The following is a 24199-nucleotide window of genomic DNA, read 5'->3' on the forward strand; positions in this document are numbered from 1 at the left end:
GGGGGGTGGTGCCCCCCCCCATCCATTGCTCGAAGCTCATCGCGGGAGTCGGACTCATCGTTGCACGAGGCTCACAACATGCAGCTGACGCAGTTTTCCACTTCGGTCCCCTCGAGGGCCATCTGGCGCAACCGGATGTAGTAGAGGGTCTTGATTCCCTTGCGCCACGCGTAGATCTGCGCCTTGTTGACGTCGCGGGTGGTCGCGGTGTCCTTGAAGAACAGCGTCAGGCTCAGGCCCTGGTCGACGTGCTGGGTCGCCGCGGCGTAGGTGTCGATGATCTTCTCGTAGCCGATCTCATAGGCGTCCTGGTAGTACTCGAGGTTGTCGTTGGACATGTAGGGCGCCGGGTAGTAGACACGACCGATCTTGCCTTCCTTGCGGATCTCGATCTTGGCCGCGACAGGGTGAATCGAACTCGTCGAGTGATTGATGTAGCTGATCGAGCCGGTCGGCGGGACCGCCTGCAGGTTCTGGTTGTAGATTCCATCACGCTGCACCGCCGCCTTGAGTTCACACCAGTCGTCGCGGGTCGGGATGGTGATCTCGGCCTGCGCGAACAACTCCGCCACCCGATCGGTCTTCGGCAGCCACTCCTGATCGGTGTACTTGTCGAAGAACTCACCGCTGGCGTACTTCGAGCGCTCGAACCCGGCGAACGCCTTACCCCGTTCGCGCGCAATGGCATTCGATGCGCGCAACGCATGATAGAGCACGGTGTAGAAGTAGATGTTGGTGAAGTCGATGCCCTCGTCGCTGCCGTAGAAGATGCGCGCACGGGCAAGGTAGCCGTGCAGGTTCATCTGCCCGAGACCGATCGCGTGGGACTCGTTGTTGCCGTGCTCGATCGACGGCACCGAGGTGATCGAGGTCTGGTCACTGACGGCGGTCAGCCCACGGATCGCGGTGTCGATGGTCTGCCCGATGTCGGGCGAGTCCATGGTCTTGGCGATGTTGAGCGAGCCGAGGTTGCACGAGATGTCCTTGCCCACCTGCGCATAGGACAGGTCATCGTTGAACGTCGAGGGCGTCGAGACCTGCAGGATCTCCGAGCACAGGTTGGAGTGGGTGATCTTGCCGTCGATCGGATTGGCCCGGTTCACCGTGTCCTCGAACATGATGTAGGGGTAACCCGACTCGAACTGCAGCTCGGCGAGGGTCTGGAAGAACTCGCGTGCCTTGATCTTGGTCTTGCGAATCCGCTTGTCCTCGACCATTTCGTGGTATTTGTCGGTCACGTTGACGTCGGCGAACGGCACCCCGTAGACACGCTCGACGTCATACGGGCTGAACAGGTACATGTCGTCGTTGTTCTTGGCGAGCTGGAAGGTGATGTCGGGGATCACCACGCCGAGGCTCAGCGTCTTGATGCGGATCTTCTCATCCGCGTTCTCCCGCTTGGTGTCGAGGAAGCGGTAGATGTCGGGGTGGTGGGCGTGCAGGTACACCGCGCCGGCCCCCTGACGGGCACCGAGCTGATTGGCGTAGGAGAACGAATCCTCGAGCAGCTTCATGATCGGGATGACACCCGAGGACTGGTTCTCGATCTTCTTGATCGGCGCACCGTGCTCACGGATGTTGGACAGCAGCAACGCCACCCCACCACCGCGCTTGGACAGCTGCAGAGCCGAATTGATCGACCGTCCAATGGATTCCATGTTGTCTTCGATACGAAGAAGGAAGCAACTGACCGGCTCGCCGCGCTGCTTCTTGCCGGAGTTGAGGAAGGTCGGCGTGGCCGGCTGGAAGCGGCCCTCCATGATCTCGTCGACGAGATTGCGGGCCAGCGCGGTGTCACCGTCGGCCAGCGTCAGCGCGACCATGCAGACGCGATCCTCGAACCGCTCGAGATAACGCTTGCCGTCGAAGGTCTTGAGCGTATAGCTCGTGTAGTACTTGAACGCGCCGAGAAAGGTCGGGAAGCGGAACTTCTTGCCGTAGGCGTGCCCGAAGAGGAGCTTGACGAACTCGCGGTCGTACCGGGCGAGGACCTCGGGCTCGTAATAGTTCTCCTCGACGAGATAATCGAGCTTCTCGTCGAGGTCGTGGAAGAAGACGGTGTTCTGGTTGACGTGCTGCAGGAAGTACTGGTGCGCGGCTTCGCGGTCCTTCTCGAACTGGATCTTGCCGTCGCGGTCGTACAGGTTGAGCATCGCGTTGAGGGCGTGGTAGTCGAGCTCTCCCGGGTCGTGACCCGCCGGCGAGGCGTGCACACCCGACTTGCTGGCCGAGGTGGTGGTGTCGGTGGTCACGTCGGAGACGGATGCGGTGGGCGACACGAGAACTCCTGTGCTTTCGGGGTGTGCGGACGGGCTGAAGGACTGATCGGGGTGGGGGTCGGCGTGTGCGGCTTCGACGATGAAACGACTACCGCGTCACTGTAGTGAGAGGGTCGGACAAGTCCGGGCGCTCGAAGGCAGGAGTCGCCGCGAACTCGACGAGACCCTCCCGAACCCGCGAGACGTCGTGGTCGGTGCCCATCAGCTCGAACCGATACAGGTAGGGCACGTGACACTTGCGCGAGATGATGTCCCCGGCGAGGCAGAACTCCTCACCGAAGTTCGTGTTACCCGCGGCGATCACCGCGCGAATCCACGATCGGTTGTCGGGGTTGTTGAGGAACTTGATGACCTGCTTGGGAACGAATCCTCCGCCGATCGCGGTCGATGACCTGCCGCCGCCGTAGGTCGGGCAGATGAGCACGAACGGTTCGTCGACTCGGAACGATTCGATGCTGAGCCGATCGGCGACGGGAATCCGTACCGACCGCAGTCCCAGCTTGCGGACGAAACGATGGGTGTTCTCCGACACGGAGGAAAAGTAGACGACCAATGGCGCGGTGCCCGTCATCTGTCTCACCCCTACCGAGTCTGATGAACGTCGTATTCGGTCAACGGCTATCCGATCATGGGCCGTATCTGGTTGAACACCGTGATCACATGCGGAATTTCTTGGTCCGGTTGCCTGCCCCGGTGGATCGCACGGGGCAGACAACCGCGCACGTGGCTGCACGTCGACCCGCCGGCGGTTCGATCCCGACTTCCCCTCCGGATCGAACGAGCGCGGCGGGCTCAGGCAGCGTTGGCGGCGAGCGCCTTGATGCGGTCGGGACGGAATCCCGACCAGTGGTCATCGCCGACCACGACCACCGGCGCCTGCAGGTAACCCAGGGCCATCACGTAGTCACGGGCCTCGTCGTCGGTGCTGATGTCGACGACCTCATAGGACAGCCCGTGCTTGTCGAGCGCCTTGTAGGTGGCATTGCACTGCACACAGGCCGGCTTGGTGTAGACGGTGATGGCCATTGATGAACGCTCCTCGGGTCACGTGATGATCGGCAGATGCTCGTCGGATGGGTGGCGGTCGGTTCGGTTTTCCAGCGTGAAGAACGTGACGCAGGTCACCGCATCTGGCCTTCACCCGCGGCCGCTGACGCCGCTGTGCATCTCGGCCCTGCTGGTGTTGAGAACACTACACCTAGTGCCTGACATTTCAGAGCACCCCAAGAAGTTGTGAATCACATTCATGAAACTCGCAGGTCGCGACGCATGCAGAATCGCGAATCCCGGCGTGTTGCGGTGCCGCCGGGCGTGTCGCGTTTGCGCGCCCCCACGACCCCTGCTCACGGCTCGCAGGTCACCGCGAACCGTGGCGTGGTGGTCAGACGCGGGCGGGCACCTGATCGGCCAGCACGCGCACGGCAGCACCCACGCCGTCGACGACGTCGGCGGGCAGCGCACTGTCGTCGAGTCCGACCGTCTGGATTCCGAAGTCCACTTCTTCCACGACGCGCCCACCGGCGATACCGACCGACTTGCGGGTGTCCTCACGCGACCAGGTGCCCGCGTAGCGGCCCAGCGCAGCTCCGATGACGCCGACCGGCTTGTCCTTCAGCGCACCATTGCCGTACGGCCGCGACAGCCAGTCGATGGCGTTCTTCAGTACGGCCGGAGTGGAGCCGTTGTATTCGGGCGTGGCCAGCAGAACCGCATCGGCCGCACCCACCTGCGCGCGTAGCCGCGCCACCGCGGGATCGACATCGCCGGCCACCGGTCCGGTCGCGGAATCGAGGTCCTCGTTGTAGAACGGCAGTTGCTCGAGGCCGTCGACCAGGGTCACCGACACGCCTTCCGGCGCATTGTCGACAGCGGCCAAGGCCAACCGACGATTGATCGAGTCCTTGCGCAGACTCCCCACCAGCGCCACCACATGAACGGTCGAATCGGACACGACATCTCCTCCTGCACTCGAGTATCAGTTGATAGAATCAACCGGACCACGGTCCGAATATTTCTGCATGACGTCGAGAGTTAGGTACATCACGTGTCCGAGTCAGAGCACAACGCGCTGTCTCTGCGCCTGTCCGGCACCGGCGAACCCGAACGCGCCGACGCCGCGCGCAATCGCCGCCTACTGCTCGCCGCAGCGCAGACGCTCATCGACACCCGCGGTGCCGCGGCGGTGACGATGGATGCCGTCGCGGCAGCGGCAGGCGTCGGCAAGGGAACGGTGTTCCGTCGCTTCGGCAGCCGGACCGGGCTGATGCACGCCCTGCTCGACCACTCCGAATCCGAGCTCCAGCAGGCCTACCTCTCCGGTCCCGAACCCCTCGGCCCCGGGGCACCACCCCTCGACCGCCTGCTCGCCTACGGGCGGGCGCGGCTGAAGATGACCGTGGATCATCTCGACATCCTCCTCGAGGCCGGCGCCGACAGCGGCGAGTTCATGAAGCATCCGGTCTGGCGCGCTTCCACCCAGCACGTGCAGATCCTGCTGCGCCAGTTGGGTTTCGGCGACGACGTCCACACCGTGGCCATCGCGGTGCAGGCACCGCTGGCGGCATCGTCGGTGCAACACCTCACCGACACCGTGGGACTCGACGTCGCCACCATCACCGATCAATGGGAACGCATGGTGCGGACCCTCGCGGCGGGCTGCGCCGCCCGCTGACCACACCGGCGACGGCCACGGTTTCTCCCCGGAGACCATCGACGGGCAGCATCCTCGACGCGCGCGAGCGCCCCGATCCCCTTAGCCTGTAGTGGTTCTGCGGGAAGGAAGTGTTGTGAAGGCTGTCATCATCGGGGCCGGTATGGGTGGACTGAGTGCGGCGATCGCGCTCAAACAACTCGGCATCGAGGTCGAGGTGTACGAGCAGGTCACCGAGAACAAGCCGGTCGGAGCGGCGATCTCGGTGTGGTCCAACGGTGTCAAATGCCTCAATCATCTCGGACTCGAGCGGGAGGTCGCCGAGCTCGGCGGCATCGTCGAGACGATGAGCTATGTCGAGGCGAAGACCGGCGACACCATGTGCCGCTTCTCGATGCAGCCGCTCATCGACGAGGTGGGCCAGCGGCCCTACCCGGTGGCGCGCGCCGAGCTGCAACTGATGCTGATGAAGGCCTACGGGATCGACGACATCCACTTCGGCAAGAAGATGATCTCGGTGAGCGACGGATCAGACAGTGGCGACGGATCACACAGTGCCACAGTCGAGTTCGCCGACGGCACCACTGTCACCGCGGATCTGGTCATCGGCGCCGACGGCGCCAAATCGCTGACCCGCGAATACGTGCTGGGCGGACCCGTCACGCGCCGCTATGCGGGATACGTGAACTTCAACGGACTCGTGGAGATCGACGAGGCGATCGGGCCCGCCACCGAGTGGACCACCTACGTCGGCGACGGTCGCCGGGTGTCGGTGATGCCGGTGGCCGGTGGCCGGTTCTATTTCTTCTTCGACGTCCCGATGCCCGAGGGTGCGCCGTACGAACGGGGCAGTGCCAGAAAGGTTCTCGCCGCCGAGTTCGCCGACTGGGCGCCCGGCGTACAGACGCTGATCGCCGCCCTCGACCCGGCGGCGACCAATCGCGTCGAGATCCTCGACCTCGACCCCTTCCACACCTGGGTCAAGGGCCGGGTCGCGGTGCTCGGCGACGCCGCACACAACACCACCCCCGACATCGGACAGGGCGGTTGCTCGGCGATGGAGGACGCCGTCGCACTGCAGTACGCGTTCCGCGACCATCCCGACGACGTACCCGCAGCGCTCGCCGCCTACCAGGCGGCGCGCACCGAGCGCGCAGGCGAACTCGTGCTGCGGGCACGCAAACGCTGCGACATCACCCACGCCAAGGACCCGGAGAAGACCGCGCAGTGGTATCGCGAACTGCGAGAAGAGGACGGCACCAACATCATCCGTGGGATCGTCGGCAACATCATGGGCGGTCCGGTGACCCCGGTCTGACGAGTGGGGTGTGCCACGATCCCGATCGGCCCGGTCGGACACCCTGCTCGGGCGGCGCGCCCTAACCGGCCGGCACGGCGACCGGCGCGCCGGCGGGGTCGGCAGCGATGGCATCATGCGCGACGAGCGCATCGTGGCGCGACAGCGTCGGTCCCGGGGTGAGCAGTGAGACCACCGACCACGGTGCGAGCGCAGGAGCGTCACCGAGACCCAGGATCCGGCCGGTGGCCAGATCCGCGACGCCGAATCGAATGCCCGAATCATTCAGGTAGAACAGCGATTCGGACCGGGTGCTGTCCGGCTCGTTGCCGGTGACGCGGAGGTACTCACCCGACCCCGGGCGAAGGAAGACCTCGTCGATGCCGGGGCCGCTGCCATCGGCACTGGTCAACGTGACCGGTCGCTGCGACGACTCGATCGGTAATCCGCGGCCGAGGAGCATCGTCGCGGTTGCACGCGGGTCGTCGGCACCTCGGGCCCACGTCGTACACAGCGTCGGGGCCGCCGGCACGTCCACCAGATGCGGTGGACGAGACGGAAACTCGCCGACCGGCAACGCGGTGGCGGTGTGCGGCACCGCATTGACGACGGCCGGTGCCACCGTCATCACCTCCGCGGCACCACCGTCTTCGGCGAGCCGCAACATCTCGGCGGTGGCCGCTCCGACGGGCTGCACCGCGCCGGCGAGCACCGCGTAATAGTGTGCGGCACCGTCGATCCCGACCGTGCGCACCACCGACCCGATCCGTACACCCGGCGCCGAGATCACCGGCGCCGCCGTGCCGGCAGCGAGGTCGGGGACCCGCAGCGGCGCCACCTCCGGCACCGAGTTGAGCAACCCGGTACTGACCGTGCGCGCCGTGGCCCCCTCGAGTCCGAAGGCCCGCATGACCGCCGGGTCCGCGGTGTCGACCTCGGCGCGCACGGGCACCGGCCGGTCCCCACGCCGGACCGTATACAGCAGGAAGGTCGAACGGCCGTCGGAGGCCAGTACCGCGTCTTCTGGTGCGGCCGTGCGGAATCGGTCACCGAGCGCCGGCCTCTCCCCGATCACCGCCAGCCGCACCGCATGCGGCCCATCCGGCCGGCCCGCGAGTTGTCGGTCGTCGATCCGGTCGCACACGCTCCACGTCGAGGTCCCGGGGTGTGCCGATCCGGGTAACCCGGCAGGCGCTCCCGGGATACCCAGCAGCGCACCGCGCGGATAGTCCGCCAACTTGCGGTCGCTGACCGACGTCGGAGCGGCGGCGTCGCCGACGATCAGGCGCGCCGAGGCGAGATTGAGAACGGGATGCAAGGTCTCGTCGATCACGACGAAGAGGCCGCCGCTGTTCTTGCTCACCAGGATCGCCGACTTGCCCACACTGCCCTGTGGTTTCACCAGACCCCAGATCCCGAAGCCGGCCAACGCCAGCAGCGCCAGCACCGTTCCGAGTACCAGAGCGCGCATCTGCGAGCGCATCGGATCGTGCAGCATCCGGGCGTCGCGGCGGACCAGAGCGTGCTCGAGTCTGCTCAGCAGAAACCGGTAGCCGTTGACCTGAGCCTTCGTGGTGAGTTGCCGCGCCATGCGATCCCCTCCCTGCGCACACGACGGTGTTGATACCCGATTGGACGCACCCCATGTCCATTCGGTTCCCCCTGTGGACTACCGAGTCACCGATCCGCCTTCGCGGCGATTTGTGCGATTTGGGTAGTACCCTAACCGATACACGCGGATCGGCTCGGCCCGATGTGCAGACGTCGTTTGCGCGCACCTCGTCCGGGACGGTCGTGCACCGATATGTCGGGGGAGACAGGTCGAACAGGGGGCACAGGTGGCATCGAACAGGCGGGGGCGGACGGGTTCCGGACAGAACGGGGGGGGCGCACAGCCGCGAGCGCATCGGCGGGCCGCAGGTCCATCCCCGGTGCGGTGCGTGGTGCTCGTCGAGGTGCTGCTGGCCCTGGGTCTGATGATCTGGGCCGTGAGGGGCGCCCACCTGGGCGGGCCGGCACTGGCGATCGCCGCGGTGGCGGCACTCATGATGATCCCGTTGCGCGAGCACACCTCGCCCCTGCAGCGCATCGGTCGCCGATGCGCCTTCGCCTGGGCGCGTCTGCGTCGGCGCACCGACGACGTCGCCCCCGCACCGTTCGACATTCCGACCCGAACGGTCGTGGGATCACGCGTCGCCGACGTCGACGAGGCGCCGATCGGCGCCCGCTGGGCCGGCGACACCCTGATCACCGCGCTGCGGATCCGCCCCGGCACACCCGTTCTGACCCGGCTCGGCGCGCCGGCCGGCGTCGGTTCGGGGACCGCCGAAGCGCATGTCCCCCTTGACGTTCTCGCCGAGTGCATCGATCCGTTCGACATCCCACTCGCCTCGATCGACGTGGTGAGCCACGGGACCCGACTCCGCGGTCGGGGCCCTGCGGCGTCGACCTATCTGCGGACCCTGGGGCGACTATCGGCCACCGCCCACCGGAACGTGTTCGTGATCCTGCGACTCGATCCCCGGGACTGTCCCGACGCCGTCGCCCGGCGTGGCGGCGGCGCCGAAGGTGCACTCCGGGCGGCGACGATCACCACCAAACGGGTCGCCCGCCGGCTGACCGAACGCGGGCTCGCCGTCACCGCGCTCTCGGCAGCCGAGATGACCGCGGTCACCGACCATCTCACCGCCGGCCACGAGCTCGACGAGCTGACCGAGGAGTGGGACGGGTTGCGCGGCTCCCGACTGACCACGCGGTCGCTCGCCGTCGATCCGGACGAACTCCCGCGGGTGGCTGCCGACATCTGGTCGCAGCCGAGCGCCGCGACGACGCTGACGATGCGTCTCGGACGAGGCACCGATGGTCGTCTGCGGGTCGCCGCACTGGTCCGTCTCGACGGTCGCCCGGCCGACGATGGGCCGAACGGCAGCGGCCCGAACAGCGGTGACCCGGCCGGCACCATGCGGTTGCGCGGCCGCCAGTTCGATGCGTTCACCACCTCACTCCCGGTGGCATCGCCCTCGCGGCTCGCACGCGCGCTACCCGCGGCCGAAGGCGCACGTGCCGCACGACTCGTCGAGCACCTCGCGCTCCCCGCCGGCGGCTGCGGACAACTCCTCGGCGCCGATCGGAGCGGTCACGCGGTCGCGTTGCCGCTCGTCGGTCCGGGCGTCGAGGTGGTCGTCCTCTCGGGCTCGTTTGCGATGATCGCCCAAACCGTCCTGCGCACGGTTGCGATCGGGGCTCCGGTGGTGCTCCACACGGCCTCCGCGCAGCGCTGGCACCACCTCGTCGCCGCCGTCGCCGATCCCCCGATGCTGCATGTCGCACTCGCCGACAACGCGCCCCGCGGGGTCCGGGTGGATCTCTACGACGGGATCGACCCGCCGGCCGGTCCCCCACCGCCGGGCGTCACGCGTTTCGTCGTCGACGACGGCACGCGCCGTCCCGGATCGGCCGCGACGATCTCACTCATCCAGAATCCGCGTGTGCCCCAACAGATCTCGGTGGTCACCGCGACCGTCCGGACGACGGTGACCATGGTCGCGTTACCCGAGGAGTGGGCGATGATCGGAGAGGCCGCGCGCAACGAGCCTGTGCCCGCCGGACGCGGATAACCCCGATCACCCGTGGATCGGCACCAGCGCGCGGAAGAACACCGCACGCGCCGACGCCGCGCGGACCACCACGTCGGGATCGGCGTCGGTCAGCCAGGCCGCCCGGCCCGCGGTCACCGCCAGCGGTGCACCCCCGGCCGGACGGACCTCGATGGTGCCGGACAGCACCGCGAGGATCTGCGGGCCCGGCATGTCGAAACTGATCGATGACGGCTGCGTCATCCCGGTGCCGTCGAGTTCCACACGGGACAGCCGGAATTCGGGTGCCGGGGTGAGATAGATGCGTTCGGCGCCGACGGTGCGGATCGCCGGGATCAGGTCGGGCACGTCGACCGGCGTGAAATCGAGGACCCGCAACAGTTCGGGCACGTCGATGTGTTTGGACGTCAACCCGCCGCGCAACACGTTGTCGGAGTTGGCCATGATCTCCACCCCGGTGCCGTCGAGGTAGGCGTGCAGGTTGCCGGCCGGCAGGTACAGACCCTCACCGGGTTGCAGTCGCACCCGGTTGAGCAGGAGCGAACCCAGCACCCCGGGATCGTTGGGATACATCTCGCCGAGTTCGAGCAGGGTCCGCAGTTCGTCGCCGAACCCGCTCTCACCCGATTCGAGCACGCGCACCGCAGCGGAGAGCACAGCGGGCGTCACCCGTTGGATCGTGGCCTCCGGCAGGGTGAGCCAGGTGGTGAACAACGCGCGCAGACCGTGTGAATCCGGTTGGCCCACCAGCATTCCCAGGAACGGATCGAGTTCGCTGACCTGCAGCTCGCGCAGCAACTCGACGGTGACCGCCGGGTCGCGGAAACCCGCGAGAGCATCGAACTCGGTGAGCGCGACCACCAACTCCGGTTTGTGCCACGGATCGCGGTAATTGCGGTCACGCGCGTCGAGGGCGAGCCCTTGGGCGTTCTCCCGCGCGAAACCCTCACCGGCCTGGTCGGACGAGGGATGCGCCTGCAGCGACAGCGGTTCGTCGGCGGCGAGGACCTTGAGCAAGAACGGCAGCCGACCGGAGAACCGCTCGACGGTCGGCGCACCGAGGGCGGCCGTCCGATCGGACTCGATCACCGAGAGCAGATCGGCGCCGATCGTCGTCCCGTCGTCCTCGACGACGCACGCCGGACCGGCGCTGTGAGCGCCGAACCACAACTCGGCCTCGGGGTGCGGTGACGGTACCGGTTTGCCACGCAGCGTGGCGATCGCGGTACGCGACCCCCACGCATACGTGCGGACGACTCCCTCGATGACCTTCATCCTTGCTCGGCTCCGATCAGTCGCAGGTACACCGCTGCCATTTCGATACGCAACATCAACACCAACAGGGACGTGAGATCGCCGGGGGCGTCGGCCGGTTCGGCGGGGTCACCACCGACCACGGGCGGGACCTGCGCATCGGCGTCGGCTCCGACGAGGACCTCCGTCGACGCCAGGGCGCCGATGCGACGACGCGTGTCCCACTCGCGGGCGGCGGTGGTGGCCACCATCACCCGCGGTGGGCCATCGCCGCGCGGCCCGTCGATCTGCGGGTCGTAGAACAGGGAGTCGGCGGCCGACCCGGCCTCGGCGACCGACCAGATGTCTCGCGAGACACGTGAAATGTCGGCGAGATCGGCTGTCGCGCACCGACTTCCAGAAACCGCGAAGAGCACCGCGGCGGCTCGATCGGCCACCGCGAGTGTCGCGGGTGAGTCACCGGTCCACATCACCGGCCCCTCGCCGAGCCGAGCGGCGAGGATCTTGGCCTGGTTGTGGAAGGTCTCGCGCGCGGGATGATCGGCGGCAGCCTCGGAGTCGAGCGCGTCGGCGAGGTCGGACACCGTGGGTGCGGATCCGGTGAACCGGACCTGGGTGAGCGCGGTGAACACCGCGAGCAACACTGCCACGAAGCCGGGGAAGCGAAACCGGGGATCGACGTCCACCCGAGGCGAAAAGTCGATCCCATTGCCCCCCAATGCATCCCGTAACGGACCTTCGATGGGCGCACTGATCACGACCTCGGCGCGACGCCGCAACGACCGCGCTGCGGCGTCGGCGAGAGTCATGTCACCGCCATCGATACCGGCGAGAACGACGACGTCGAGCGGACCGATCCAACCGGGCAACGCCGAGGTACACACGATGGGGACGTCGACCCGCGTGGCGAGCATCGCACACACCATCGCGGTGGCGCCGGCGGCCGGACCACCCGGGGCGCACACGATGACCACACTGCGGGGACGCAACTCCGAGAGCGGCTCGGCGACACCCTCACGCACGGCCTCGGCGACCGAGCGCACCTGCGCCCCGGCGAGTGCGGCCGCGTGCAGGAGTCCCTCGGTGTCGGCCGCGATCAGGTCGTCGACGTCGTCGAGATCGGGGGCACCGGTTCGCATGACCCCTACAGTAGTCAGCCGTTCGGCACGGCGCCCACACAGCGCGCGACCCGATGACTGGCGGCCGTCGGCGGTTCGGTGCGCCGGAGTGCACGAGCCATCGGTGGGCACTCGAGGCGAGCGGTCAGTCGACGGGGTCGGGCAGGACCCGGAGGTGGCCGCGCCGGCCCGGGCGCGGTTTGGTGGCACCACCACGCGGCCCGGGATCGGCGGGATGTGCGTCGCGGGTGGGCGCGCGGTGGCGCCCCGGACGCATGTCGTCGAACGCTTCGATCGGATCGGGATGGGACATGTCCGCGGCAACCCGCCCGGCACGTCCTCCTGAGCTGGCCTCGCGCACGGCCTCGGCAAGGGCGGTCAGCTCGTAGTCCTCGGCCAACGGCGCCGAGAAACCCCGTTCGCTGCGCAGCATCTCCCAGCCGCGGGGCACGGTGATCCGGCGCGCATGCTCGTCGCACAGATCCCAGGAATGCGGTTCGGCCGAGCTGGCGAGGGGTCCGATCACGGCCGTCGACTCCGCATAGACAAAGGTCAGGGTAGCCACCGCGGAACGGGTGCAGCCGGGCCTGCAGCACTGGCGGGGAAGCTTCACGTCATTGAGGTTAGCCCGGCCCGGATCGATCCGGTGATCCCGACACGCGTGAACCGTCGACACCGACACCGCGGACAGGCAACCGACACGAGACAGGCACCGGCACGAGACATTCGGCAGGCGCCCTCCTACACTCGCGCCATGCGATTCGATGGTTTTCGGCCACCGCGCGCCGGTCGCACCGGGCCGGCGCGTACCCCTCGGCGCCGTGAGCGCCGCGGGCGTGGATTGCGGACACCGTTGTTGCCGCCGAGCGTGCCCGCCTGGCGCAGCAAATCCGACGAATTCGACGCGGTGGCCATCGAGGCGTTCGCCGAGATCGATGCGCGGTGGCACGACGAGCTCGCCGGACTCGACATCGCCGTCGACGAGATCCCCCGCATGTTGCCGCGGGATCCGGAGACGATCCAATGGCCCGACGAGGTGACCGCCGACGGCGCGATCCCGCTCGCGCGGCTCATCCCGGCGGGCGTCGACGTCCACGGGCAGCCGACCCGCGCGAAGATCATCTTGTTCCGCAGACCACTGGAGAGCCGCGCGCGACGCGACACCGAACTGATCGAACTGATCCACGAGGTGCTGGTGCAGCAGGTCGCCACCCACCTCGGCGTCGACGAGGACACGATCGACCGGGGACTCGACTGACCCGGCACGGCGGGACGGCGTCGCTGCGTCAAGATCTCACCGTGGCCGGTCTCGGTGGCCGACGCCGATGGTGATCACCGCACGGTGATCACCATGACCGGCGCTCGCCGGCCGCGGCTCAGATGATGCCGCGCTTGAGGCGGCGGCGCTCGCGCTCGGAGAGGCCGCCCCAGATCCCGAACCGCTCGTCATTGGCGAGCGCGTATTCGAGGCACTCCGCCTTGACCTCACATCCGGAGCAGATGCGTTTGGCCTCGCGGGTCGATCCACCCTTCTCCGGGAAGAACGCCTCGGGATCGGTTTGGGCGCACAGCGCCCGGTCCTGCCACTGCTCCTCCACCGCGTCGAACAGATCGTCGAACTCGTTGGGCACCAACGACAAATGCCGTCGCGGGGCGTCGGACTCGGCGTCGAAGACCCCGACCTGCGGCGCGGTCAGGAACGTGTCGTTCACCGGTCCGAGACTGCGATACAACGCGTCGTCCGAGCCGGTGATGTGTGAATGATCTTGTGGTTCAAGGGGATTGCCGATCGGGTTGTCGAATGCCATCGTCGGCCCCTCCTGCCTGGGAAGTCGTTGTACTGCTGCTGTCTCGCGCCACGGCGTCACTGCCGCGTCACCCCGTCCACCTGTTCGTCGTTCGATCTTCACCAGTGCCCGGCGTTCCGAGTCGCACTCACACCACGCGAGCACCACATCGACCCGAAGCGACATCCGGTCGAACATTCTATCGAAAACACTTAGCTCTCAGTGATTCTCGATCTCGAACCGAAAATGACACTGATGTGATTACACACGCTGGCGGCCACTCAGGTCAAGCCGAGCGAGAAATCTTCTTAATACCACTGGCCGAGGAAAACCGGAGTCGCGACACGTGGGGAAGATGATTCGTCAGGAATCTCACATCGCCTGCGCGGCCGGACGTCCGGGTTGCGACCTCAGCCGCACCCGGACACCGACCCGTACGGTCTACCGGAAGCGCGGGCGCGGCGCCACCCGGGTCGGTGTCGGTCGCGCGCGTCGGTCGTCGGTTCTGGTTCACCCGCTTGTCGTGGGGTCACCAGAGTCGGGCCGCTGCCGTCGGGTCACTACAGTGGAGCGCTGTGAAGGTGACCGTTCTCGTCGGAGGCGTCGGTGGCGCTCGATTCCTGCAGGGTGTCCGCGAATTGTTCGGGCCGACGCCGTTTCCCGCGCCCGCCGAGGACTCGGCGGGCGACCAGTCGGCAACTCCCCCTGGCCCCCATGAGATCACTGCGATCGTCAACGTCGGTGACGATGCGTGGATGCACGGGGTACGGATCTGCCCCGACCTCGACACCTGCATGTACACCCTCGGCGGTGGCATCGACACCGAGCGCGGGTGGGGGCGCAGGGGTGAAACCTGGCACGCCAAGGAGGAACTCGCCGCCTACGGCGCCGATCCGGACTGGTTCGGGCTCGGCGATCGCGACCTCGCCACCCATCTCATCCGCACCCAGATGCTCGACGCGGGATACCGGCTCTCCGACGTCACCGCCGCACTGTGCAAACGCTGGCAGCCCGGTGTGCGGCTGTTACCGGCCACCGACGACCGCCACGAGACCCACGTCGTGGTGTCCGCTCCGGGCGGCGAGGACGGCGCCCAGGTGGCGATCCACTTCCAGGAGTGGTGGGTTCGGCACCGGGCCAAGATCCCGACATTCGGTTTCGCCCAGGTCGGTTCGGACGACACGCACGCCGCTGCAGGGGTGATCGAGGCGATCGCCGACGCCGACGTCGTCCTGCTGGCCCCCAGCAACCCGGTGGTGAGCATCGGCGCGGTGATCAGCGTGCCGGGCGTACGCAGCGCGTTGCGCACCACCGGGGCACGCGTCGTCGGCGTGAGTCCCGTCATCGACAACCGGCCCCTGCGCGGCATGGCCGACGAGTGTCTGTCGGTGATCGGGGTCGAGACCACCGCCGAGGCGATCGCGGCACACTACGGCGCGCGCAGCGGCAACGGGCTCCTCGACGGGTGGCTCATCGCCGACGGCGACGAGGCCGCGGTCGAGGGCATCTCCATCGGCGCCGCTCCCCTGCTGATGACCGACCCGATCGCCACCGCGCACATGGTGCGCGCGGCGTGTGCTCTGGTCGGCGTCGACACCCCGGAGATCGCCGGACCGGACTCCACCGGAGCTGATCGATGACCACGGGCGACGGCGCATCTCCGATCACCGATCACCGCGCCCCTGGCATCATCGAGGTGCGCCCGGTGACCGGGTTGCCGGAATTCGACACGACCACCGACCTCACCAGCGAGATCCTCACGGCCGCACCGTGGTTGGCGTCCGGTGACGTGCTGGTGGTGACCAGCAAGGTCTTCTCCAAGACCGAGGGCCGCATGGTGCCCGCCCCCACCGACCCCGACGAACGCGACGCCCTGCGCCGACGCCTCGTCGTGCAGGAATCGGTGCGGGTACTCGCGCGCCGCAACCGCACACTGATCACCGAGAACCGACTCGGCCTCGTGCAGGCCGCCTCCGGCATCGACGGGTCGAATGTTCCGGTCGACGCGCTCGCGCTGTTGCCGGAGAACCCCGACCGCAGCGCCGCCGAACTCCGCGCGTCCCTCGCCGCGGCCGCGGGCATCGATGTGGCGGTGATCGTCACCGACACGATGGGCCGCGCGTGGCGGACCGGCCAGATCGACGTGGCGATCGGAGCGGCGGGGATCGCGGTCACCCATCCCTACGAGGGTGGCGTCGACAGCCACGGAAACCCGTTGGTGGTCACCGACATCGCCGTCGCCGACGAGATCGCGGCCGCGGCCGATCTGGTGAAGGGCAAACTCGCGGGCGTACCGGTGGCCGTGGTGCGTGGATTGCAGCCCACCGACGACGGGTCACGGGCGGCCGATCTGATCCGGCCCACCGACGAGGACCTGTTCCACCTCGGTACCGCCGAGGCGATCGAGCAGGGCCGCCGGGAGGCACTGCTGACGCGGCGGTCCGTGCGCGCCTTCGCCGACACCCCGGTCGACCCGGAATCGATCACCGCGGCATGCGCAGACGCGCTCACCGCACCCGCTCCGCACCACACCCACCCGGTGCGATTCGTGTGGGTCCGCGACGCCGCGCGCCGAACGCGACTGCTCGATGCGATGGGCGAGGCCTGGCGCGCCGATCTCGGCGCCGACGAGAAGACCGCCGAGTCGATCGAGAAGCGCGTCGCGCGCGGGCGCATCCTCTACGACGCCCCGGAACTGGTGATCCCGTTTCTGATCCCCGACGGCGCCCACACCTATCCCGACGAGCGTCGCAACGCCGCCGAGCACACCATGTTCACCGTCGCCGCAGGTGGCGCCGTCACCGCCCTGCTCGTCGCCCTCTCGGTACGCGGACTCGGCTCCTGCTGGGTCGGCTCGACCATCTTCGCCGCGCCCGTGGTGACCTCCCACCTCGAGGTCCCCGCGGACTGGGAACCGTTGGGCGCCATCGCCATCGGCCACCCGGCACAGGAGTCCGGGCTGCGCGGGAGCGCGCCCACCGACGACTGGCTGATCGTCCGGTGAGCGCCGAATCCCTGCACGATTCGGCGGTGGCGACGCTCGAGGACTGGACGGCGCCTTCGCCGGAACAGGACTCACTGCGGCACACCTATCGCGCCTTCCTCGACGCCGCCGCGCAGGCCTGCCTACGCGCTTACCCGCCCGGTCACCTGACCGCGTCGGCGATCGTCTTCGACGCCGGCGCCGACCACGTACTGCTGACCCTGCATCCGCGGGTGGGCAAATGGATTCAACTCGGTGGGCACTGCGAACCCGACGACGCGACCATCGCCGACGCCGCGCTGCGTGAGGCGCGCGAGGAATCCGGCGTCGACGGTCTGGAGTTGGCCGGGCTCGCGCAACTGCACACCCATCAGATCACCTGTTCGCTCGGCGTGCCGACGCGACACCTCGACGTGCGGTTCGTCGCGGTGGCCCCACCGACGTCGGACGGCGGCCTGCCGCCGATCACGATCAGCGACGAGTCACTCGATCTGCGGTGGTGGCCGGTCGAGGCGTTGCCCGCCGACACCGAGGGCACCGATATCGTCACCCTCGTCGCCCTCGGACGCAGCATCCTCGCACCCTGAGCGAGATACCGGAACGCTGAGCAGACCGGCGCCCCGGAGCGCTCAGACGCGGATGTTCTTGCCGACGGTCACCACACCACCGGCACTGACCGCGAAGCGCTGACGATCGGCCTCGAGGTCGGTACCGAGTTGTTCACCCTCGCCGACGACGACGTTCTTGTCGAGGATGGCGCGTCGGACCACCGCACCCTTGCCGACCCGCACGCCGGGCATCAGCACACTGCCCTCCACGACGGCACCGTCCTCGATCATCACGTTCGCCGAGAGCACCGAGGTGCTCACCGATCCGGCCGACACGATGCATCCGGCGCCGACCACCGAATCCTGGGCGTGACCGCCCTGCACGAACTTCGCGGGCGGCAGATGCAGTGTCTCACCGCGAATCGGCCAGCGACGGTTGTACAGGTTGAACACCGGGTGCACCGACACGAGGTCCATGTGTGCGTCGTAGAACGCGTCGAGCGTCCCGACATCACGCCAGTACCCCCGGTCGCGTTCGGTGGCACCGGGCACCTCGTTGTCGGCGAAGTCGTAGACGAACGCCCGCTGCTGGTTCACGAAGGCCGGGATGATGTCGCCGCCCATGTCGTGATCGGAATCGGAGTCGGCCGCGTCGGCGCGGATCGCCTCCACGAGCGCCTCGGTGGTGAACACGTAGTTGCCCATCGAGGCGAAGGTGACGTCGGGGTCGTCGGGAGTGCCCGGCGGATCGGCGGGTTTCTCCAGGAACCGGGTGATCAGCCCCGACTCGTCGGCATCGATGCACCCGAACGCGCTGGCCTCCGCGCGCGGCACCCGGATGCCTGCGACGGTGACGTCGGCGCCGGAGTCGATATGCGCCTCGACCATCTGCGACGGGTCCATCCGATACACGTGGTCGGCACCGAAAACGACGATGTACTCCGGTTGTTCGTCCTCGATGAGGTTCATCGACTGGAAGATCGCATCGGCGCTGCCGGTGTACCACCGCGGACCCAGACGCTGCTGCGCGGGCACCGGGGTGATGTACTCCCCGTGGAATCCCGATGACCACCAGGTCTGCGAGATGTGGCGGTCGAGTGAATGCGACTTGTATTGCGTCAGAACGCAGATGCGTTCGTAACCGGCGTTGACCAGATTGGACAGGACGAAGTCGATCAGCCGGTAGGCGCCACCGAATGGGACCGCCGGTTTCGCGCGGTCCATCGTCAGCGGGTACAGGCGTTTACCCTCACCGCCCGCAAGGACGATACCGAGCACGTGCGGCTGTGATCTCACACTCACAACTTAACCGCCAATCTGTGCACGGGCCAGACGAACACACACCTCGATCCATTGATGTTCGCGATGTTCTCGCCTCGACGACATCCGGCTCCCGCCGAGTTTGCCCCGCTTTCGTGGCGAACTGCGCGCGCGGGCACTAGCGTCGTCGTCATGAGGGTGGCGATGATGACACGGGAGTATCCACCCGAGGTCTACGGTGGTGCCGGAGTCCACGTGACCGAGCTGGTGCGACACCTGCGCGCACTGATCGAGGTCGACGTGCACTGCATGGGACAACCGCGGGACACCGCGACGGTCTACGCGCCCGACCCGGGGCTCGACGGCGCCAATGCGGCGATCACAACGCTGTCCGCCGATCTGCGGATGGCGGTGGGTGCCGCCGGTGCCGACCTGGTGCACTCGCACACCTGGTACACCGGTCTCGCCGGGCATCTGGCGGCCGAGTTGCACGGTGTGCCACATGTATTGACCGCACACTCACTGGAACCGATGCGGCCGTGGAAGGCCGAACAACTCGGTGGCGGCTATCGGGTGTCGAGCTGGGTGGAACGCAACGCCGTCGAGTACGCCGACGCGGTGATCGCGGTCAGCTCCGGGATGGCCAACGACGTATGCGAGACCTATCCGCGCCTCGATCCCGATCGAGTCCACGTGGTACGCAATGGGATCGACACGTCGCAGTGGTTTGCCGTCGACGACCCGTTCGGTCCGGACTCGACGTTGACCACACTCGGCGTCGACCCCGAACGGCCGATCGCGGCTTTCGTCGGCCGGATCACGAGACAGAAGGGCGTCGCCCATCTCGTCGCGGCCGCCCACCATTTCGATCCCGACGTGCAGCTCATCCTGTGCGCAGGAGCACCGGACACCCCGGAGATCGGTGCGGAGGTCGAGTCTGCGGTCGCCTCGCTGTCGGCCGCGCGCCACGGCGTGCATTGGGTCCGGGAAATGCTTCCACTCCCGCGCATCCGGGAGATCCTCACCGCGGCAACGGTATTCGTCTGCCCGTCGGTGTACGAGCCACTGGGCATCGTGAACCTCGAGGCCATGGCCTGCGGAACGGCAGTGGTGGCCTCGGCAGTCGGCGGCATTCCCGAGGTGGTCCGCGACGCCGTCACCGGCGTCCTCGTCCCCTATGACCCCGCCGATCCGGTTGCGTTCGAGCGCGGCCTCGCCGACGGCGTCAATGCGGTGGTGCGTGATCCGGCGACCGCCGAATCGATGGGCAAGGCCGGACGCGAGCGGGCCGCCGCGGAGTTCTCCTGGGATGCGATCGCCGAGCAGACCCTCGGGGTGTATCAGGCAGTCACACGCTGAAATCCGGCCCCGACGGATGGGGCCGGTCACCGCGAATGCGGCACACCGTGACGGTGACCGCGACGGTGATCTGCAGGCTGCCACCGTGAGCGCCGGCCACGGCGTCGGCCACCTCGTCGATGTGCGCACGGTTGTGGTGAAATGCCGAGGGCCCCATGGCGACGAGGTCGGCGATCGTCGGCGCGGTCACCGTGCACTTCTCCTGCACCACCCGCCGGTCGACGATGTCGAAAGCCGGTGACAACGCGGCCTCGATCCGATCGTCCTTGTCCGGTCCCACCGTCAGCATGCCCAGCGGGCCCACGAGCTCGGTCAGGTGATCGGGACGGGGGGCCACGATGACCAGATGACCACCCGCGCGCAGGACACGCGCGGTCTCGGCGATGTTGCGCGGGGCGAACACCGACAGCGCCACCGCTGCCGAACCCGACCGCATCGGGATCTGCCGCCACACGTCGGCGACCACACTCGCGGTGGTCGGCTCGCCGCGCGCCGCCGCCCGGGCGCACGCCTTGGACAGGTCGATGACCACCCCACGCGCGTTCGGGGCCCGGCGCAGGCACGCACGGAGGTACACACCCGGGCCGCCCCCGAGATCGACGATCAGGGGGGACTGCTCATCGGCGGGGCACAGACCGGCAGGGCACAGATCGGCGACAGCGGTGGCGGTGGCCTCGACGACCGGCGACAGGACCCCTGCATCATGCACACGGAGTCGAGCGGCAACCATCTCCGGACTGTCGGCACGGAGTGCACCCGAGCGCCCGTCGAGGAGCGCGACGTAGCCGTGGCGGGCGATGTCGAACGAATGGCGCCGACCGCACCGCAGCGCGGCGTGGTCGGCGGTGAGATCCAGGGCATCCGAGCAGACCGGACACCTCAGGTCGGGAAGTAGCTCGGTCAGCGCCGAGCGGGCCTGCGACCCGGTCAGCCGGTGACCCCGCGGAGTTCTTCGCCGAGAGCCGCGGCCTCGTCCGGGGTCAGCTCGACCACCAGACGTCCACCACCCTCGATCGGAATGCGCACGACGATCCCACGTCCCTCCTTGGCCGCTTCCAGTGGCCCATCTCCAGTTCGTGGCTTCATCGCCGCCATTCTCAAACTCCCTTCAGAGTCTCGCGTCGCCGAGGGCTCCCGGCCGTCGCCGGACGATCGTTCCGACATGACGGCGCAGCCCGGATCGCGGCCATGCGGCCGGTGACGGTGGTTGCCGCCAGAGCAATGATACGTGGCGCGCCGACGTGCAGATGCCCACGCGCCCGCATGTCAGTCACGCGTTTCGGTCACGGACCCGGCAGTGGGGTCGGCAGAAGCCGCCTCGGCGCCCTCCGGGAGGGACTCGAAGGCGGCCCCCTGTGGGTCCTCGACACCCGCGGACGCCGTGCCCGCCTCGTGACGACCGATGCCGGCGGCGACCGGGTGCACCGACGCGGCGTCGCGGTCCTGCAGCTGCTGGATCAGCGCGCGGAGATCGTCGATCTCGTCGGCGAGCCGGGCCAGCGCCCAGTCGACCTCGCTCTGCTTGTACCCGCGGACGGTGAGCGCGAATCGCAGTGCGCGCACGTCGTATCCGTTGATCCCGTTCCGCGGAAGACGGGTCAGCGTCGAGGTCGCGTCGACCGGTGGAAGGTCCTCACCGCGACCGAACACGAACCAGACCACGGCGAAGACGACGGCCACCACGACCGCCATGATCAGCAGGTACAGCAAGAGGGTCTGCATGATCCCATGGTGTCAGAGAGGTGACCGGCCGCGCCGCCGTGGCCTGGTGCCACGTCGCGATCACCACGGCCCGAGGCGAGCGCCCGCCGGGCGAGGCGAGCGGCCTACGAGGCGATCTCCTCGTCGTCGGCGGCGATGTCGACCGCGCGCAGGGTCTTCATCGGCGGACGGTCCTCGAGATAGACGTCGGTGGTGTGCGGGGTGAACGTGCCGTCGGGCTCCGCGGTGAACTGCGTCAACCCGACGCCCGAATCCTCGATGCCGCACCGGCGCATCAGGGTGCCCACGATTTGGCGGCTCATCACGCCGAGCTCGATGAGCGGGCGGTTGCGGTGGGTGCGCACCCCGAGATTCACCTGGCCGATGCCCTCGAGGCCGTACCGGTCGTAGGTGTCGATCAGCAGGCCGATCTCCACCCCGTATCCGGGCGCGAACGGCACCGAGGCGAGCATCTCGCGGGTGCCTGCGTACTCCCCACCGAGTGGCTGGAGCACCGCGGTGAGTTCGGGTTTCTGCGAGGCGAGCAGTGGCCGTGCGACGAGTTCGGTGACGCGGCCGCCGCCGTTCGCGTCCTGCGTGCCCCCGGTGCGCAGGGGGCGGCGGTAGTAGCCCTTGACCAGCTGGATGTCGGGGTTCACCAGCAGGGGTCCGAGCATCTTCGGCACGAACATCGGATCGGGGTCGATCAGGTCGGAGTCGACGAAGGCGATGATGTCACCGGTCGCGACGGCGATCGAGCGCCACAGCACCTCGCCCTTGCCCTTGACGGGCTCGAGTTCGGGGACCGCGTCCTCGCGGCTGATCACCTCGGCGCCGGCGGCCCGCGCCCGTTCGACGGTTGCGTCGGTGGACCCGGAGTCCAGCACGATCAGCTCGTCGACGAGTGTTCCGACCAGCGGCCGGATGGTGGCGATGACGTCGGCGACGGTTTCTTCCTCGTTCAGGGCGGGCAGGACCACCGATACCGTGCGTCCGTCCTTGGCGGCGACGAGGTCGTCGATCGTCCAGTCCGGTTGTTCCCAGGTGTGGGTGGTCGACCACGAACCCCGGTCGGCGGTGTCTGCGGGCGCCGGCCACATGGCGGCCTTGTCCCGACCGGTGGATGCCGTCGGTGTCCGACCGGCGACGTGTGGGCGGTTCTGGGTTCGACGTACCTTCTTGGTCATGCGAGTCCCCTGACTGTTCTGGCTGGAGGCCGTGTGCCCGCTATCGCGGCGACCATGTCGACCACGCGGCGGGTGGCGGCGACCTCGTGGACGCGGAAGATCCGGGCGCCGTGTTCAGCGCTCAGAGCGGTCGCCGCGAGTGTGCCCTCCACCCGGTGTTCGAGGTCCACTCCCAGAGTCTCCCCCACAAAATCCTTGTTGCTCAGCGCCATCAGCACCGGCCAACCTGTCTTAACAAGATCTTTTACGTGACGTAACAAGGTCAGCCCGTGGTGGGTGTTCTTGCCGAAATCATGCGTCGGATCGATCACGATCGAGTCACGGGCAACACCCGCGGCCTCGGCCCGACGGGCCGCCGACGTCACCGCTTCGAGCACATCGGCCACGACGTCGGTGACCGCATCGCCGTAGGCGACCCGATGCGGTCGGGTCCGCACCACCGCGCCGCCGGTGTGCGAACACACGATCCCGGCCCGGTGGGCGGCGGCCACCTCGACCAGTCCCGGGTCGGCTCCGGCCCAGGTGTCGTTGATGAGGTCGGCGCCCACCGCACACGCCTGATCGGCGACCTCGCTGCGCCAGGTGTCGACGCTGATGAGCAGATCGGGGTAGCGATCACGAATCCAGGCGATGAACGGCACCACCCGCGCGATTTCCCCCGCGGCGTCGACCTCCTCGCCCGGGCCGGCCTTGACACCGCCGATGTCGACGATGTCGGCGCCCTCGGCCACGACGCTCTCGACCCGTTCCTTGGCCGCGTCGTCGGTGAAACTGGCCCCGCGGTCGTAGAAGGAATCGGGTGTGCGGTTCACGATCGCCATCACCAGCGCCCGATCGGCGGCGACCGGACGGCCGCACAGGGTTTCGCCCCCGTACTTCACACGTCGCGCGTCCATGGCGACCAGACTACGAAAGCACTCAGTTCTTGGGTGCCTTGGCCGCTGCGACGTCGTCGGGATAGGAGTCGTAGTACTCGACGTATCCGTCGGAGCGTCCGGCGAGCACGTAGAGCGGGTCGTCGCCGACCTTCTCGTAACCCTCGTCGCGCAGCTCGACCTTGCGGTTCTTGAACGTGGAGGTGGCCTCGAGCTGACCGACGATCCGGATGAACAGCGGCATCGCATACGACGGCAGGGCCTCGTAGAGGTGCGACGCCATCTCCTTGCCGTCGAAGCTCGCA

Annotated in this window: 23 protein-coding genes and 1 pseudogene; 8 read left to right on the top strand and 16 right to left on the bottom strand. The window is 68.0% G+C overall.

The features are described 5' to 3' along the window. Positions 1-71 precede the first annotated feature (71 nt). From nrdE to B1964_RS14905, 4 genes are all read right to left on the bottom strand, one after another. Positions 72-2279, bottom strand: a complete 2208-nt coding sequence (gene nrdE, locus B1964_RS14890; RefSeq protein ID WP_079930324.1) for a class 1b ribonucleoside-diphosphate reductase subunit alpha — start codon at positions 2277-2279, stop codon at positions 72-74. Between the two features lie 88 nt (positions 2280-2367). Beyond that, a complete protein-coding gene (nrdI, locus tag B1964_RS14895) occupies positions 2368-2850 on the bottom strand; it encodes a class Ib ribonucleoside-diphosphate reductase assembly flavoprotein NrdI (RefSeq protein WP_020170731.1) in 483 nt (160 codons plus the stop codon). Positions 2851-3071: 221 nt separating this feature from the next. Continuing rightward, the gene (locus B1964_RS14900; protein ID WP_006367608.1) at positions 3072-3305 is read right to left on the bottom strand and encodes a redoxin NrdH; all 234 of its coding nucleotides are present in this window, start codon (positions 3303-3305) and stop codon (positions 3072-3074) included. Positions 3306-3660: 355 nt separating this feature from the next. Next, positions 3661-4230: an NAD(P)H-dependent oxidoreductase gene (locus B1964_RS14905; RefSeq protein ID WP_079930325.1), complete on the bottom strand. Its 570-nt coding sequence runs from the start codon at positions 4228-4230 to the stop codon at positions 3661-3663. A 93-nt stretch (positions 4231-4323) separates the two neighbouring features. On the opposite strand from B1964_RS14905, the gene B1964_RS14910 reads away from it, so the two are divergent. Beyond that, on the top strand, positions 4324-4950 hold the full coding sequence (locus B1964_RS14910; protein WP_006367610.1) for a TetR/AcrR family transcriptional regulator: 627 nt from the start codon (positions 4324-4326) through the stop codon (positions 4948-4950). A gap of 115 nt (positions 4951-5065) precedes the next feature. Then, complete coding sequence (gene hpxO, locus B1964_RS14915) at positions 5066-6247, top strand: FAD-dependent urate hydroxylase HpxO (RefSeq protein ID WP_079930337.1); 1182 nt, start codon at positions 5066-5068, stop codon at positions 6245-6247. A gap of 61 nt (positions 6248-6308) precedes the next feature. Here hpxO and eccB read toward each other — a convergent pair whose 3' ends face one another. Beyond that, positions 6309-7817 carry a type VII secretion protein EccB gene (eccB, locus tag B1964_RS14920; protein ID WP_079930326.1) on the bottom strand — a complete coding sequence of 503 codons (1509 nt, stop codon included), beginning with the start codon at positions 7815-7817 and terminating at the stop codon, positions 6309-6311. 349 nt (positions 7818-8166) lie between these two features. Between eccB and eccE the strand changes: the two genes are divergently transcribed. Then, the gene (gene eccE / locus B1964_RS14925; RefSeq protein WP_079930327.1) at positions 8167-9843 is read left to right on the top strand and encodes a type VII secretion protein EccE; all 1677 of its coding nucleotides are present in this window, start codon (positions 8167-8169) and stop codon (positions 9841-9843) included. Positions 9844-9849: 6 nt separating this feature from the next. Here eccE and manA read toward each other — a convergent pair whose 3' ends face one another. The 3 genes from manA to B1964_RS14940 all read right to left on the bottom strand — a co-directional run bounded on the left by manA (position 9850) and on the right by B1964_RS14940 (position 12807). Continuing rightward, positions 9850-11097 (bottom strand): mannose-6-phosphate isomerase, class I, encoded by a 1248-nt coding sequence (gene manA / locus B1964_RS14930; RefSeq protein ID WP_079930328.1) that lies wholly within the window; start codon positions 11095-11097, stop codon positions 9850-9852. Next, positions 11094-12215 (bottom strand): hypothetical protein, encoded by a 1122-nt coding sequence (locus B1964_RS14935; RefSeq protein ID WP_014360597.1) that lies wholly within the window; start codon positions 12213-12215, stop codon positions 11094-11096. Before B1964_RS14935 ends, manA begins: the two co-directional genes overlap by 4 nt. Before the next feature lie 124 nt (positions 12216-12339). Next, positions 12340-12807, bottom strand: a complete 468-nt coding sequence (locus tag B1964_RS14940; protein ID WP_079930329.1) for a DUF3499 domain-containing protein — start codon at positions 12805-12807, stop codon at positions 12340-12342. A gap of 141 nt (positions 12808-12948) precedes the next feature. Here B1964_RS14940 and B1964_RS14945 point away from each other — a divergent pair, with 141 nt between their 5' ends. After that, on the top strand, positions 12949-13452 hold the full coding sequence (locus B1964_RS14945) for a metallopeptidase family protein (RefSeq protein WP_050955222.1): 504 nt from the start codon (positions 12949-12951) through the stop codon (positions 13450-13452). Positions 13453-13570: 118 nt separating this feature from the next. Here the strand turns inward: B1964_RS14945 and B1964_RS30445 are convergent, their stop codons facing one another. Then, complete coding sequence (locus B1964_RS30445) at positions 13571-13834, bottom strand: WhiB family transcriptional regulator (protein WP_170320161.1); 264 nt, start codon at positions 13832-13834, stop codon at positions 13571-13573. 722 nt (positions 13835-14556) lie between these two features. On the opposite strand from B1964_RS30445, the gene cofD reads away from it, so the two are divergent. From cofD to B1964_RS14965, 3 genes are read left to right on the top strand one after another with little or no spacing between them, the layout of a single operon-like run. Continuing rightward, a complete protein-coding gene (cofD, locus tag B1964_RS14955) occupies positions 14557-15621 on the top strand; it encodes a 2-phospho-L-lactate transferase (protein WP_172398850.1) in 1065 nt (354 codons plus the stop codon). Then, a complete protein-coding gene (locus B1964_RS14960; protein WP_014360601.1) occupies positions 15618-16985 on the top strand; it encodes a coenzyme F420-0:L-glutamate ligase in 1368 nt (455 codons plus the stop codon). Before cofD ends, B1964_RS14960 begins: the two co-directional genes overlap by 4 nt. Next, positions 16982-17551, top strand: a complete 570-nt coding sequence (locus B1964_RS14965) for an NUDIX domain-containing protein (protein WP_079930332.1) — start codon at positions 16982-16984, stop codon at positions 17549-17551. Before B1964_RS14960 ends, B1964_RS14965 begins: the two co-directional genes overlap by 4 nt. Positions 17552-17593: 42 nt before the next feature. Here the strand turns inward: B1964_RS14965 and glgC are convergent, their stop codons facing one another. Then, positions 17594-18808 carry a glucose-1-phosphate adenylyltransferase gene (gene glgC, locus B1964_RS14970; RefSeq protein ID WP_026919995.1) on the bottom strand — a complete coding sequence of 405 codons (1215 nt, stop codon included), beginning with the start codon at positions 18806-18808 and terminating at the stop codon, positions 17594-17596. Between the two features lie 156 nt (positions 18809-18964). On the opposite strand from glgC, the gene glgA reads away from it, so the two are divergent. Then, entirely contained in the window at positions 18965-20131 is a 1167-nt protein-coding gene (glgA, locus tag B1964_RS14975) for a glycogen synthase (RefSeq protein ID WP_205741419.1), read from the top strand. Here the strand turns inward: glgA and B1964_RS14980 are convergent. The 6 genes and pseudogenes from B1964_RS14980 to B1964_RS15010 form a co-directional block, all read right to left on the bottom strand. Continuing rightward, positions 20121-20987 (bottom strand): putative RNA methyltransferase, encoded by an 867-nt coding sequence (locus B1964_RS14980; RefSeq protein ID WP_346348441.1) that lies wholly within the window; start codon positions 20985-20987, stop codon positions 20121-20123. The genes glgA and B1964_RS14980 overlap by 11 nt on opposite strands. 71 nt (positions 20988-21058) lie before the next feature. Continuing rightward, the gene (locus B1964_RS14990; RefSeq protein ID WP_006367626.1) at positions 21059-21226 is read right to left on the bottom strand and encodes a DUF3117 domain-containing protein; all 168 of its coding nucleotides are present in this window, start codon (positions 21224-21226) and stop codon (positions 21059-21061) included. A 171-nt stretch (positions 21227-21397) separates the two neighbouring features. Beyond that, positions 21398-21853 (bottom strand): DivIVA domain-containing protein, encoded by a 456-nt coding sequence (locus B1964_RS14995; RefSeq protein ID WP_079930335.1) that lies wholly within the window; start codon positions 21851-21853, stop codon positions 21398-21400. A gap of 104 nt (positions 21854-21957) precedes the next feature. Continuing rightward, positions 21958-23019 (bottom strand): glucosyl-3-phosphoglycerate synthase, encoded by a 1062-nt coding sequence (locus B1964_RS15000; RefSeq protein ID WP_014360607.1) that lies wholly within the window; start codon positions 23017-23019, stop codon positions 21958-21960. Next, on the bottom strand, positions 23016-23915 hold the full coding sequence (gene folP, locus B1964_RS15005) for a dihydropteroate synthase (protein WP_079930336.1): 900 nt from the start codon (positions 23913-23915) through the stop codon (positions 23016-23018). The genes B1964_RS15000 and folP overlap by 4 nt, the downstream gene beginning before the upstream one ends. 22 nt (positions 23916-23937) lie before the next feature. Continuing rightward, a pseudogene (locus B1964_RS15010) lies at positions 23938-24199 on the bottom strand (long-chain-acyl-CoA synthetase); the annotation flags it as partial.

Source organism: Gordonia sp. i37 (genome assembly GCF_002043085.1).
In the GTDB taxonomy this organism is placed as follows: domain Bacteria; phylum Actinomycetota; class Actinomycetes; order Mycobacteriales; family Mycobacteriaceae; genus Gordonia; species Gordonia polyisoprenivorans.